We start from the raw sequence: 12,303 nt of genomic DNA, 5'->3' as shown, positions 1-12,303 counted from the left end.
GTCCTTGATGGGGGTCGTCCCGGCGGTCGGGCCCCGGTCGTCGGGCGGCGGTGCCGGGGTGCTCCCGGGCACGGCCGTTCCGGCTTTCGCCGCAGGTCCCGCTACCGGTACGGTCAAGGCGCCAGGTCCCCCGGGGTGGGGTGACGAAGCGGGTCACGGAAGGGTCAGCGATGGCGATCGCGAAGGCAGAGCGGCTGATGAATCTCGCCCTGTGCCTGATGAACACCAGACGTCCGCTCTCCAAGCGCGAGCTCCGGGAGTCCGTCGAGGCGTACCGGGAGGCCTGGGCGAACGGCAGCGAGGACGCGTTCAACCGGATGTTCGAGCGGGACAAGGACGACCTGCGCGAGCTGGGCCTGGTGATCGACGTCGACGAGAACACCCTGGACGGCGAGGCCGGCTACCTGGCCCGGGCCGACCGCAACCGGCTGCCGGAGATCGCGCTGGACGCCGAGGAGGCGGCGGCGCTGAGCCTGGCGGCCAAGGTGTGGCAGCAGGCGCGGCTGTCCGGCGCGGCCAGCGGTGCGCTGCAGAAGCTGCGCGCGGCGGGCGTGCCGTTCAGCGAGGGGGCGCCCGGCACCGCGCTGGAGCCCTACATCCCGGTGCGCGAGGCCGCGTTCGAGCCGCTGCTGCTGGCCGCCCGGGACCGGCGCCCGGTGAGCTTCGAGTACCGCAAGGCGGGCGCGGCCGAGACCTCGCCGCGCTCGGTGGAGCCGTGGGCGCTGGAGTGCTGGCGCGGCCACTGGTACCTGGCCGGCTGGGACCGGGACCGCGGGGCCTCGCGGGTGTTCCGGCTCAGCCGGATCGCCGGCAAGGTGCGCTCGCGGCAGGGCGCGTTCACCGCGCCGATCCCCGAGCACGTGGACGTGCGGGCCACCGTCGCCCGGTTCGCCGGCGAGGGGGCGACCGCCACCGCCATCGTCAAGCTGCGCCGGGGGACCGCCTACCCGTTGCGGGCCAAGGCGCTGACGGTGGCTCAGCTGGACGCCGACTGGGACGAGTTGACCGTCCCGTACGGCTTCGGGCTGGACGCGGACCTGGCCGAGTACGGGCCGGACGTGGTGGTGCTGGCGCCGCAGGAGCTGCGCGCCGAGCTGATCGAGCGGCTGCGCGCGGTGGCCGGTCTCGCGGAGGTGGGGGCATGAGCAACGCCATCGACCAGACCCGGCGGATGCTGTCGCTGGTGACCTACCTGCGCGAGCGCCCCGGCGCCGAGGTCGCCGAGGTGGCCCGCGCGTTCGGCATCACCGAGCGCGAGCTGATCGCCGACCTGAACGTGCTGCCGATGTGCGGCACCAGCTTCCGCGGCGGCGACCTGCTCGACATCGACACCGACGGCGAGCGGATCTGGTGGCACAACGTGGACGACGTCGCCCAGCCGCTGCGGCTGGCCGCCGACGAGGCCACCGCGCTGCTGGTCGCCGCCCGGGCCGTGGCCGCGCTGCCGGGCCTGCGCGAGCGGGACCGCCAGGCGCTCACCCGGGCCGTGGTCAAGATCGAGAACGCGGCGGGCGAGAGTGCCGAGGGCAGCGCCCGGGTCGGCGTGACGTTCGAGGCCGAGGGCCAGGTCTTCGCCGACATCGACCGCGCGCTCAGCGAGGGCCGGCGGATCTGGCTGCGCTACTACTCGCACGGGCGCGGCGGCATGACCGAGCGCGAGGTGGACCCGATCCGGCTGCTCACCGAGGGCCACACCTACCTGGACGGCTGGTGCCGCACCTCCGAGGACCGGCGGCTGTTCCGGCTGGACCGGGTGGCCGAGATCAAGGTGCTGGACGAGCCGGCCGACCCGCCGCGGCTGGAGCCGCGCGACCTGTCCCAGGGCCTGGTGAACCCGGCCGCCGACGACCCCGAGGTGGTCGTCGAGGTCGGCCCGGGCGGGCGCTGGGTGGCCGAGTACTACACCCACGACGTGGCCGAGGAGCTGGCCGACGGGGGCCTGCGGATCACCCTGCGCAGCTCGGACCCGTCCAGCCTGCGCACCCTCGCGCTGCGCCTGGGCGCGGACGGGCGGGTCGTGGCGCCCGAGCCGGTGGCGCAGCAGGCCCGGCAGGCGGCGCTGGCCGCGCTGGCCGCCTACGGGGCCGCGGAGTGACCGAGCAGGACGGCGTGCCCGGCAGCACCCGGTTCAAGGTCTACTGCTCCGAGTGCCGGGAGAAGGTGGAGCTGCCGGTGGCCGCGTTCCGGCTGGCCCTGGGGCGGACCAAGGAGCGCACCTTCTACAGCTTCACCTGCCCCGAGTGCGGTGCCGCGGTGCGCAAGCCGGCCGGCGAGAAGATCGTGGCGGCGCTGACCGGGGCCGGGGTGTCGACCATCCGGCTCGTGGCGATCGAGAGGTAGGCGAAGGCGATGCCGTGGACCCTGATGGCGGCGGTCGGCCTGGCCACCGCCGGCCTGCTGGTGCTGGGCGTGCTGGCGGTGCGGCTCTGGGCGGACGTGCGGGCGCTGGCCCGGCAGGTGGACGGCGCCTCCCGGGCGCTGGCGGCGGCCGGCGAGGAGCTGGCCCGCACCGCGCGCGGCTGACGCCGCCCAATCTTCACCGGTCCGTGAGGACCGGGGACCTGCTCGGGCGATGCCCAGCGGGTTAGGCTCTCAGCGTGGTACCCCGGCTCCCGTACTCGAGAGGTGACAGCAGATGGGCAAGGTCCTGGCCTTCGCGCTGATCATCGCCATGGCGGCGATGTTCTACGGCGGGAAGCGGCTGCCCGACCTGGCCCGGGCGCTCGGCCGGTCGATGCGGATCCTGAAGAGCGAGACGGCCGCTCTCAAGCAGGAGTTCAGCGAGGAGTACCAGGGGTCGCCGAGCGCGGCCCCGATCGACTCGGCGCCGCTGATCAAGGCCGCCCCCGGTGATGCCTCCACCGCACGGCCCGTTGCCGAGCAGCACCGCGACCGCGCGCGCTGAGCGCCGGCCGCACCGCCCCGTGGCCGCCGCCCGGCGGGCCACGTCGCACGAGTTCTGAGGACCGGGGTTGAGCAAGTCTTCCAAACCGCCGAAGACCCCCGACGGACGGATGTCCCTCGGTGATCACCTGCGCGAGCTGCGCAACCGGCTGGTCAAGTCGGTGCTGGCGATCGTGGTGTGCACGATCGCGGCGGCGTTCTTCAAGGACAAGCTGCTGCACTTCCTGATGACCCCGCTGCCGTCCTGCGGTCCCGACGGCAAGCCCCCGGCCGGCATCAAGCACTGTGCGCAGATCGCGGTCATCGGCGTCACCCAGCCCTTCAGCCTGACCCTGAAGGTCTGCCTCACCGCGGGCCTGGTGGCCTCGGTGCCGGTCTGGCTGTACCAGCTCTGGGCGTTCATCTCGCCCGGCCTGCACAAGCACGAGAAGCGCTACTCGCTGGCCTTCCTCGGCGCCGGCACCCCGCTCTTCCTGGCCGGCGTCACCTGCGCCTACCTGCTGATGCCCACCACCATCGAGGTGCTGGGCTCGTTCACCCCGATCGGCGCCCAGCAGATCCTGCCGGTGGACGGCTACCTGAACATCGCCACCCGGATGCTGCTGGTCTTCGGCCTGGCCTTCGAGTTCCCGCTGCTGCTGGTGATGCTCAACTTCGGCGGGGTGCTCTCGGCCAAGCGGATGGCGGGCTGGTGGCGCGGCATGGTGATGGGCATCACCGTGTTCGCGGCGGTGGCCACCCCGAGCGCCGACCCGATCAGCATGCTGGCGCTGGCCGCGCCGATCTGGCTGCTCTACTTCCTCGCGGTGGGCGTCTCGACGCTCAACGACCGCCGCCGGCGCCGCAACAATCCGGACGCGGACCTGGACGACGAGGAGGCCTCGCAGGTCGACCTGACCGTGGCCGCGGTCGAGGGCGCGGAGGCCGTGGACGCCTCGGCCCCCGAGCTCGCCTCGCCCGCCCCGCGCGCCTCGGTCCCGGCCGCCCGCGCCGAGCAGGTGGACGACGACATCACCTGAGCCCGTCCCGCCCCGCTCCGAGCGCCCCGGTCCGTCTTCCCCCGGACCGGGGCGTTCCGCATGTCCGGCGGCCGGGAGGAGTCCGCGGGAGGGCGGCTTGGCGAACGTCTGGCAATGTGACATATTACTGACGTGCTCACGAGACCTACCCACGACGTTGTGGTGATCGGCGCCGGCGTGGTCGGCGCCGCCTGCGCGTTCTACGCCGCCCGGGCCGGGCTGACGGTCGCCGTGGTGGACCGCGGCCCGGTGGCCGGCGGCACCACCGGCGCGGGGGAGGGCAACCTGCTCCTCTCCGACAAGGCCCCCGGCCCCGAGCTGGCGCTGGCCCAGCTGTCCAACCGGCTGTGGCGCGAGCTCGCCGAGGAGCTGCCGGCTGCGGTCGAGTACGAGGCCAAGGGCGGCCTGGTGGTGGCGAGCGGGCCGGAGGGCCTGGCGGCGCTGGACGCCTTCGCCGCGCAGCAGCGGGGCGCCGGCGTGGTCGCCGAGCAGGTGCCGGCCGACCGGCTGGCCGAGTTCGAGCCGCACCTGGCCGCGGGCCTGGCCGGCGGCTTCCACTACCCCGAGGACTCCCAGGTGCAGCCGGCACTGGCGGCCGCTCACCTGCTGCGCGCCGCGCGCAGGGCCGGCGCCGTGCTGCACCTGGGCGAGCGGGTGGAGGCGCTGGTGACGGGCCCCGGCGGGGCCGTCACCGGCGTGCGCACCCCGCGCCGCACGCTCGCGGCGCCGGCCGTGGTGAACGCCGCCGGCACCTGGGGCGGCGAGGTCGCCGCGCTGGCCGGGGTGGAGCTGCCGGTGCTGCCCCGGCGCGGCTTCGTGCTGGTCACCGAGCCGCTGCCGCGGGTGGTGCGGCACAAGGTCTACGCCGCCGACTACGTGGCCGACGTGGCCAGCGGCTCGGCGGCGCTGCAGAGCTCCGCCGTGGTCGAGGGCACCCCCTCCGGTCCGGTGCTGATCGGTGCGACCCGGGAGCGGGTCGGCTTCGACCGCACCCTGTCGGTCGAGGCGGTGCGCCGGCTGGCCGCGCAGGCCGCCCGGCTGTTCCCGGTGCTGGAGCGGGTCCGGGTGATCCGCACCTACCGGGGCTTCCGCCCCTACCTGCCGGACCACCTGCCGGCGATCGGTGCCGACCCGCGCGCGCCCGGCCTGTACCACGCCTGCGGGCACGAGGGGGCGGGCATCGGGCTGGCCCCGGCCACCGGGCAGCTGATCGCCCAGCAGCTGACCGGCACCCTCGGGTACGACCTCGCGCCCTTCCGCCCGGACCGCTTCACCGCCCACTGAGCCCGGCCCACCCGAAAAGGACACACCGCCCCATGCGCCGAACCCCCGCCGCGCTGGCCGCCGCCGAGCCAGGGCCGGCCCACACCATCGAGTTCGACGGCCGCAGCGTCCCTGCGCTGCCCGGCCAGACCATCGCCGCCGCGCTGTGGGCCGAGGGCATCCTGGCCTGGCGCACCACTCGGGTGAACGGGCGCCCGCGCGGCGCGTTCTGCGGCATCGGCGCCTGCTACGACTGCCTGGCGACCGTGGACGGCCGCCCCAACCAGCGCACCTGCCTGCTGCCGGCCGCCCCCGGCACCACCGTCACCACCCAGGAGGGCAACGGCCGTGCCGATCTCGCCGTCTGAGGCCGCCTACGACCTGGCCGTCGTCGGCGCCGGCCCCGCCGGGCTCGCCGGGGCGGTGGCCGCCGCCGACCTGGGCCTGCGCTGCGTCCTGCTGGACGCCGGTGCCCGGCCCGGCGGCCAGTACTACCGCCACCCGGCCCCCGAGCTGGGGGCGCGGCACCCGGAGCGGCTGCACCACCACTGGTCCGTCTTCGCCGACCTGGCCGAGCGCCTGGACCGGCACCGGCAGGCGGGCCGGATCGCGTACCTGGCGCACCACCACGTGGCGCTGCTGGAGCGGGCCGAGCCCTGGCGGCTGCACGCCGTCACCGGCGCGGACGGGTCCGGCACGGCGGTGCTGCGGGCCGCCTCGGTGCTGCTGGCCACCGGCGCCCACGAGCGCCAACTGCCGTTCCCCGGCTGGACGCTGCCCGGGGTGGTGACGGCCGGCGGCGCCCAGGCGATGCTGAAGGCCGGCCTGGTGCTGCCCGGCCGGCGGGTGGTGGTGGCCGGCAGCGGCCCGCTGCTGCTGGCCGCGGCCGCCTCGCTGGCCGCCGCCGGGGCCCGGGTGCCCGCCGTGGTGGAGGCCGGGAGCTACCTGGGCTACGCCCGCGGGCCCGGTGTGCTGGCCCGGGTGCCCGGCAAGCTCTGGGAGGGCGTCACGCACGGCGCGGCGCTGGCCCGGCACGCGGTGCGGCTGCACCGGTCGAGCGCCGTCGTCGAGGCGCACGGCACCGACCGCGTCACCGCCGTCACGGTGGCCCGGCTGGACGCCGACTGGCGCCCGGTGCCCGGGACCGAGCGGCGGATCGCCTGCGACGCGCTGGCGGTGGGCCACGGCCTGGTCCCGCAGTTGGAGCTGGCCACCGAACTGGGCGCGCGGACCCGGCAGGTGCCCGACGGCACCGCGGCCCTGGTGGTCGACCGGCGGCAGCGCACCACGGTGGCCGGACTCTGGGCGGCGGGCGAGACTTGCGGTGTGGGCGGCGCAGAACTGGCATTGGCCGAGGGCCAGTTGGCGGCTCTGTCGATCGCCGGGGCGGACCGGGTGCCACCCGCGCTGCTCGGGCGCCGGCGCCGGCTGCGCGCCTTCGCGGAGCTGATGGCCGCCGCGCACCGCCCCGGACCCGGCTGGTCCGACTGGCTGCGCCCGGAGACCGAGGTCTGCCGCTGCGAGGAGGTGCCGGCCGAGCGGATCGCCGAGGCGGTGCAGGAGCTCGGTGCCACCGACGCGCGCACCGTGAAGCTGCTCACCCGGGCCGGGATGGGCTGGTGCCAGGGGCGGATGTGCGGGGCGGCGGTGGCCTGCCTGGCCGGCCAGTCGGCGCCGGACCCGGACCGGCGGCCGTTCTCCTGCCCCGTCCCGCTGGCCGGACTGGCCGAACTGCCCACCGACTGACCCGGACGGCACGGGAGCGCCGGAGCGCGCTCTTGTGCCGTCACTAGGACTCCCTATAAAATGTCACACCTCATAAAGGAGAGACGAACCGTGACCCAGCACACCAGCACCCAGCCCTGGCGCGGCATCATGGTCGCCACCGCACTGCCGCTGCGCGAGGACCTGTCGGTCGACTACGACGCCTACGCGGAGCACGTGCGCCGGCTGATCGACGCCGGCTGCGACGGCGTGGTGCCCAACGGCTCGCTCGGCGAGTACCAGACCCTCACCGCCGAGGAGCGGGCCAAGGTCGTCGAGGTCGCCGTCGAGGCGGCCGGCGACGGCGCCCGGGTGATGCCGGGCGTGGCCGCCTACGGCAGCGCCGAGTCGCGCCGCTGGGCCGAGCAGGCCGCCGAGGCCGGCGCCGGCTCCGTGCTGCTGCTGCCGCCCAACGCCTTCCGCGCCGACGCCGCTTCGGTGCGCGCGCACTACGCCGAGGTGGCCAGGGCCGGCCTGCCGATCGTGGCCTACAACAACCCGATCGACACCAAGGTGGACCTGGTCCCGTCGCTGCTCGCCGAGCTGCACGCCGAGGGCTCGATCGTGGCCGTCAAGGAGTTCAGCGGCGACGTCCGGCGGGCCTACGAGATCGCCGAGCTGGCCCCGGGCCTGGACCTGCTGATCGGCGCCGACGACGTGCTGCTGGAGCTGGCCCTGGCCGGCGCGGTCGGCTGGATCGCCGGCTACCCGAACGCGCTGCCGGAGGCCTCGGCCGCGCTCTACCGCGCCGCCGTCGCGCACGACCTGGCCACCGCGCTGCCGCTGTACAAGGCGCTGCACCCGCTGCTGCGCTGGGACTCCAAGACCGAGTTCGTCCAGGCGATCAAGCTCTCGATGGACATCGCGGGCATGCCCGGCGGCCCGGTCCGCCCGCCGCGCCAGCCGCTGCCCCCGCAGACCGAGGCGGCCGTTCGCGCCGCCACCGAGAAGGCGCTGGCCGAGGGCCTGGCCTGAGCCCCGGGCCCGCCGCCCGTCCGCGGCGGGCCCACCCCCCGTCCACCCACCAGCTGACGAAGGGTCACCGATGCGCACCCGCCACGTCTTCCACGCCGTCGACTCGCACACCGAGGGCATGCCCACCCGGGTGATCACCGGCGGCTTCGGCGTCATCCCCGGTGCCACCATGGCCGAGCGCCGGGTCCACTTCCAGCAGCACCTGGACCGGTTCCGCACCCTGCTGATGTACGAGCCGCGCGGCCACGCCTCGATGAGCGGGGCGATCCTGCAGCCGCCGACCCGGCCGGACGCCGACTTCGGGGTGCTGTTCATCGAGGTCTCCGGGCTGCTGCCGATGTGCGGCCACGGCACCATCGGGGTGGCCACCGTCCTGGTGGAGACCGGCATGGTCCCGGTGGTCGAGCCGGTCACCACGGTCCGCCTGGACACCCCGGCCGGCCTGGTGGTCGCCGAGGTCAAGGTGGAGGACGGCGCCGCCACCGCGGTCACCATCCGCAACGTGGCGTCCTACTCGGTGGCGCTGGACCAGAAGATCGAGGTGCCCGGCTGGGGCACCGTCAGCTACGACCTGGCCTTCGGCGGCAACTTCTACGCGATCCTGCCGCTGAGCGAGTTCGGGCTGCCGTTCGAGCGCGGGCGCAAGCAGGAGATCCTCGGCGCCGGGCTGGCCCTGATGGACGCGATCAACGCCGGCGAGCGCCGCCCGGTGCACCCGGTGGAACCGTCCTTCCACAGCGTGCACCACGTCTACCTGGCCGCGCCCGGCTCCGACGCGGCCCACTCGCGGCACGCGATGGCCATCCACCCGGGCTGGTTCGACCGCTCGCCCTGCGGCACCGGCACCTCGGCCCGGATGGCCCAGCTGCACGCGCGCGGCGAACTGCCGCTGGGCCGGGACTTCCGCAACGACTCCTTCATCGGTACCACCTTCACCGGCCGCCTGGTCGAGGAGACCGAGGTGGCCGGGCTGCCCGCCGTGGTGCCCACCGTCACCGGCCGGGCCTGGGTCACCGGCACCGCCCAGTACTTCCTCGACCCGACGGACCCCTTCCCCGGAGGCTTCCTGCTGTGAGCACCACGCTGAGCTCGTTCAACCCCGCCGACCCCGGCGACCTGGTCGTCCGCACGGAGACCACCGGGGCCGAGGGCACGGTGGCCGCCGTCGCGCGGGCCCGGGCCGCCCAGCCGGGCTGGCTGGCGGCCGGTGCCGCGGCCCGCTCGGCCGCGCTGACCCGGGCCGCGGCGGCGGTGGAGGCCGCCGCCGCGGAGCTGACCGCGCTGGTCGAGCGCGAGGTGGGCAAGCCGCGCACCGAGGCGGCCGGCGAGGTGGCCCGCACGGCGGCGATCCTGCGCTACTACGCCCAGGCCCCGTTCGCGCCCACCGGCGCGGTCCACGAGCCGGCCGCCGGCGAGGGGCTGCTGCTCACCCGGCGCCGCCCGCACGGGGTGGCCGGGCTGATCACGCCGTGGAACTTCCCGCTGGCGATCCCGGTCTGGAAGGCCGCCCCGGCGCTGGCCACCGGCAACACCGTGGTGCTCAAGCCGGCCCCCGAGGCCACCGCCTGCGCGCTGCGGCTGGCCGAGCTGCTGGCGCTGCCCGAGGGCGTGCTGGAGGTGGTGGTCGGCGGTGCCGAGGAGGGGACCGCGCTGCTGGCCGGCGCCGACGTGGTCTCCTTCACCGGCTCCACCGCCACCGGCGGCAGCGTGGTGCGGGCCTGCGCGGCGCGCGGGATCCCGGTGCAGGCCGAGATGGGCGGGGTGAACGCCGCCCTGGTGCTGCCGGACGCCGACATCGAGCAGGCCGCCGCGCACCTGGCCTACGCGATCGCCGGGTACGCGGGGCAGAAGTGCACCGCGACCAGCCGGATCATCGCGGTCGGCGCCGCCCACCAGCCGCTGCGCGAGGCGCTGGCCAAGGCGCTGGCCGGGCAGGCGGACTGCGGCCCGGTGATCAGCGAGGCGGCCCGCGACCGCCTCACGGGCGCGGTCGCCACCGCGCTGGCCGGCGGCGCGCGGCTGGTGACGGGGGGTCGGCCGGTCGACCGGGCGGGCTGGTTCGTCGAGCCGACCGTGCTGGAGCAGGTGCCCGCGGACCACCCGCTGCTGAGCGAGGAGTTCTTCGGCCCGCTCGCGGTGCTGCTGCCGGCCGCCGACCTGGACGAGGCGGTCGCGCTGGCCAACGCCAGCCGGCACAGCCTGGCGGCCTCGGTGCACTCCGGGGCGCTGGACACCGCGCTGGCGGCGGCCGACCGGCTGTCGGCCGGCATGATCCGGGTCAACGCACCGTCCAGCGGGGTCGACTTCCACCTGCCGTTCGGCGGGTCCGGGGCGGCCTCGTTCGGGCCCCGCGAGCAGGGCCAGGCAGCGCTGGAGTTCTACACGGCCGGGCGCACCGTCTCGCTGCTGCCCGGGGGTGGCGCGCGGTGACCGGGGTCGAGGTCTCGACCGTCGACTACCACACCGCGGGCGAGCCGTTCCGGATCGTGCTGGACGGACTGCCCGCGGTGCCGGGGGACACCGTGGCCGAGCGCCGGGCGATCGCGCTCGGCGCCGGCGGCACCGCGACCAGCCCGCGGCCCAGCCGGCTGGACACCGTGCGCCAACTGCTCACCCGCGAGCCGCGCGGCCACGCCGGGATGTACGGCGGGTTCCTGGTGCCGCCGGACGACAGCGAGGCCCACCTGGGCGTCCTGTTCTTCCACAAGGACGGCTACTCCACCGCCTGCGGCCACGGCACCATCGCGCTCGGCGCCTGGGCCGTGGACAGCGGCCTGGTCGCCGCCCCCGACGACGGCACGGTCCAGGTGCGGATCGACGTGCCGTCCGGCCGGGTCACCGCGATCGTCCACCGGGTGGGCGGTCGGACCTCCGCGGTGACCTTCCGCAACGTCCCGACCAAGGTGCTCGCCCGCGGGGTGGGAGTGACCACCTCGGTCGGGACGGTGCAGGTCGACCTGGCCGACTCCGGGGCGGTCTACGCCTCGGTGGCGGTCCCGGAGGTCTCGGCCGGCACGCTCGGCGACCTGACCGCGCGCGGCCGCGAGATCCGCGCCGCACTGCTGGACCGCTACGACCTGTACGGGGTGGTCTTCCACCAGGAGCTGCCCGACGGACCCGACGGCCGGCTCCACCAGCGCAACGTGACCGTCTTCGCCGACGGCCAGATCGACCGCTCGCCGTGCGGCTCCGGCACCTCGGCCCGGCTCGCGCTGCTGGCCGCCGACGGGTGGCGGGGCGAGCTGCGGCACGAGTCGGTGATCGGCACCGTCTTCACCGGCCGGGTGGTCGGCGAGCGGGACGGCGGCGTGGTCACCGAGGTCACCGGCCTGGCCCACCGCACCGGCGAGCACCGCTTCGTGCTGGCCGCGGCGGACGAGCTCGGCACCGGGTTCCTGCTGTGAGCGGGCCCGGGGCGGGCGGGCTGCCCGAGTTGGCGGTGGACCTGACGCCGGCGCTGGCCGCCGAGGCGGTCGAGGCGGTGCTGCGGGACGGGCTGGACCCCGAGCAGTGCCCGGCCCGGCTCGGGATGCCGGTGCCGTCCGGCGAACTGCTGGTGATGCCGGCGGCCACCGAGCGGTACGCCGGGGTGAAGATCGCGGGGGTGGCCCCGGCCAACCCGGCGCGCGGGCTGGCCCGGATCACCGGCAGCTACCTGCTGCTGGACGGGCCCACCCTGCTGCCGCTGGCGCTGCTGGACGGGGCGGCGCTCACCGCGCTGCGCACGCCGGCGGTCACCGCCGTCGCGCTGGACCGGCTGGCCGCGCCGGACGCCGCGCACCTGGTGCTGTTCGGCGCCGGGCCGCAGGCGTACGGGCACCTGGCGGCGCTGGTGGCGGTGCGGGCGCTGCGCCGGGTCACCGTGGTGGCCCGCCGGCCGGTGCCGGACCTGCTGGCGTACGCCGAGTCGCTGGGCCTGGCGGCCGAGCAGGGCGGGCCGGCCGCGGTGGCCGGCGCGGACCTGGTGGTCTGCTGCACCACGGCGGACCGCCCGCTGTTCGACGGCGCGCTGGTGGGCGACCACGCGGCGGTCGCGGCGGTCGGCTCGCACTCGCCGACCGGCTGCGAGGTCGACGCGGTCCTGGTGCGGCGGGCCGCCTGCTTCGCGGAGGCGCGGGCGGTGGCCCGGCGCGAGGCCGGGGACCTGATCCTGGGCGGGGCGGACTGGGCCGGGGTGGCCAACCTGGCGGAGCTGGTGACCGGTGCGGTCGAGGTGCCGCAGGACCGGCCGCGGTTCTTCAAGAGCGTCGGCATGGCCTGGGAGGACCTGGCGGTGGCCGCGGCGGTGCACGAATCCGGGCCCCGGCGTTCCCTGATGGGACGTCAACCGGCATGATGGATCGACTGCGCATGCTCAAAGAAACGTGACATTGTACGC

At 75.9% G+C, this 12,303-nt stretch carries 14 protein-coding genes; all 14 read left to right on the top strand.

The window, feature by feature from the left end:
- Window positions 1-170: 170 nt before the first annotated feature.
- The 14 genes from ACFW1A_RS12845 to ACFW1A_RS12780 all read left to right on the top strand — a co-directional run bounded on the left by ACFW1A_RS12845 (window position 171) and on the right by ACFW1A_RS12780 (window position 12,261).
- Window positions 171-1,145 carry a helix-turn-helix transcriptional regulator gene (locus ACFW1A_RS12845; RefSeq protein ID WP_380408119.1) on the top strand — a complete coding sequence of 325 codons (975 nt, stop codon included), beginning with the start codon at window positions 171-173 and terminating at the stop codon, window positions 1,143-1,145.
- Entirely contained in the window at window positions 1,142-2,095 is a 954-nt protein-coding gene (locus ACFW1A_RS12840; RefSeq protein WP_380408117.1) for a helix-turn-helix transcriptional regulator, read from the top strand. Before ACFW1A_RS12845 ends, ACFW1A_RS12840 begins: the two co-directional genes overlap by 4 nt.
- Complete coding sequence (locus tag ACFW1A_RS12835) at window positions 2,092-2,340, top strand: hypothetical protein (protein WP_380408115.1); 249 nt, start codon at window positions 2,092-2,094, stop codon at window positions 2,338-2,340. Before ACFW1A_RS12840 ends, ACFW1A_RS12835 begins: the two co-directional genes overlap by 4 nt.
- A 9-nt stretch (window positions 2,341-2,349) precedes the next feature.
- The gene (locus ACFW1A_RS12830; RefSeq protein ID WP_380408113.1) at window positions 2,350-2,523 is read left to right on the top strand and encodes a hypothetical protein; all 174 of its coding nucleotides are present in this window, start codon (window positions 2,350-2,352) and stop codon (window positions 2,521-2,523) included.
- A 112-nt stretch (window positions 2,524-2,635) separates the two neighbouring features.
- A complete protein-coding gene (locus ACFW1A_RS12825; RefSeq protein ID WP_380408111.1) occupies window positions 2,636-2,905 on the top strand; it encodes a twin-arginine translocase TatA/TatE family subunit in 270 nt (89 codons plus the stop codon).
- A 67-nt stretch (window positions 2,906-2,972) separates the two neighbouring features.
- Window positions 2,973-3,923, top strand: a complete 951-nt coding sequence (gene tatC, locus ACFW1A_RS12820; RefSeq protein WP_380408109.1) for a twin-arginine translocase subunit TatC — start codon at window positions 2,973-2,975, stop codon at window positions 3,921-3,923.
- A gap of 132 nt (window positions 3,924-4,055) precedes the next feature.
- Complete coding sequence (locus ACFW1A_RS12815; protein ID WP_380408107.1) at window positions 4,056-5,207, top strand: NAD(P)/FAD-dependent oxidoreductase; 1,152 nt, start codon at window positions 4,056-4,058, stop codon at window positions 5,205-5,207.
- A 32-nt stretch (window positions 5,208-5,239) separates the two neighbouring features.
- Window positions 5,240-5,554 (top strand): (2Fe-2S)-binding protein, encoded by a 315-nt coding sequence (locus ACFW1A_RS12810; protein ID WP_380408105.1) that lies wholly within the window; start codon window positions 5,240-5,242, stop codon window positions 5,552-5,554.
- On the top strand, window positions 5,535-6,932 hold the full coding sequence (locus ACFW1A_RS12805) for an FAD-dependent oxidoreductase (protein WP_380408103.1): 1,398 nt from the start codon (window positions 5,535-5,537) through the stop codon (window positions 6,930-6,932). The genes ACFW1A_RS12810 and ACFW1A_RS12805 overlap by 20 nt, the downstream gene beginning before the upstream one ends.
- Before the next feature lie 60 nt (window positions 6,933-6,992).
- Window positions 6,993-7,925, top strand: coding sequence for a dihydrodipicolinate synthase family protein (locus ACFW1A_RS12800; protein WP_380408101.1), 933 nt, complete (start codon window positions 6,993-6,995; stop codon window positions 7,923-7,925).
- A 70-nt stretch (window positions 7,926-7,995) separates the two neighbouring features.
- Complete coding sequence (locus tag ACFW1A_RS12795) at window positions 7,996-9,000, top strand: proline racemase family protein (RefSeq protein WP_380408099.1); 1,005 nt, start codon at window positions 7,996-7,998, stop codon at window positions 8,998-9,000.
- On the top strand, window positions 8,997-10,355 hold the full coding sequence (locus ACFW1A_RS12790) for an aldehyde dehydrogenase family protein (RefSeq protein WP_380408097.1): 1,359 nt from the start codon (window positions 8,997-8,999) through the stop codon (window positions 10,353-10,355). Before ACFW1A_RS12795 ends, ACFW1A_RS12790 begins: the two co-directional genes overlap by 4 nt.
- Window positions 10,352-11,329 carry a proline racemase family protein gene (locus tag ACFW1A_RS12785; RefSeq protein WP_380408095.1) on the top strand — a complete coding sequence of 326 codons (978 nt, stop codon included), beginning with the start codon at window positions 10,352-10,354 and terminating at the stop codon, window positions 11,327-11,329. Before ACFW1A_RS12790 ends, ACFW1A_RS12785 begins: the two co-directional genes overlap by 4 nt.
- Window positions 11,326-12,261 carry an ornithine cyclodeaminase family protein gene (locus ACFW1A_RS12780; RefSeq protein WP_380408093.1) on the top strand — a complete coding sequence of 312 codons (936 nt, stop codon included), beginning with the start codon at window positions 11,326-11,328 and terminating at the stop codon, window positions 12,259-12,261. Before ACFW1A_RS12785 ends, ACFW1A_RS12780 begins: the two co-directional genes overlap by 4 nt.
- The last annotated feature ends 42 nt before the right edge of the window (window positions 12,262-12,303 follow it).

It is taken from the genome of Kitasatospora sp. NPDC058965 (genome assembly GCF_042741245.1).
GTDB lineage: Bacteria > Actinomycetota > Actinomycetes > Streptomycetales > Streptomycetaceae > Kitasatospora.
The sequence above is the reverse complement of the archived record's forward strand: the minus strand, read 5'-3'. Positions and strand labels throughout refer to the sequence as shown.

What these genes read in the sequence shown, in the direction of transcription:
- ACFW1A_RS12795 (WP_380408099.1), top strand. Translation starts at nt 7,996, where the DNA reads ATGCGCACCCGCCACGTCTTCCACGCCGTCGACTCGCACACCGAGGGC.
- ACFW1A_RS12830 (WP_380408113.1), top strand. Translation starts at nt 2,350, where the DNA reads ATGCCGTGGACCCTGATGGCGGCGGTCGGCCTGGCCACCGCCGGCCTG.
- ACFW1A_RS12825 (WP_380408111.1), top strand. Translation starts at nt 2,636, where the DNA reads ATGGGCAAGGTCCTGGCCTTCGCGCTGATCATCGCCATGGCGGCGATG.
- ACFW1A_RS12810 (WP_380408105.1), top strand. Translation starts at nt 5,240, where the DNA reads ATGCGCCGAACCCCCGCCGCGCTGGCCGCCGCCGAGCCAGGGCCGGCC.
- ACFW1A_RS12845 (WP_380408119.1), top strand. Translation starts at nt 171, where the DNA reads ATGGCGATCGCGAAGGCAGAGCGGCTGATGAATCTCGCCCTGTGCCTG.
- ACFW1A_RS12800 (WP_380408101.1), top strand. Translation starts at nt 6,993, where the DNA reads ATGTCACACCTCATAAAGGAGAGACGAACCGTGACCCAGCACACCAGC.
- ACFW1A_RS12840 (WP_380408117.1), top strand. Translation starts at nt 1,142, where the DNA reads ATGAGCAACGCCATCGACCAGACCCGGCGGATGCTGTCGCTGGTGACC.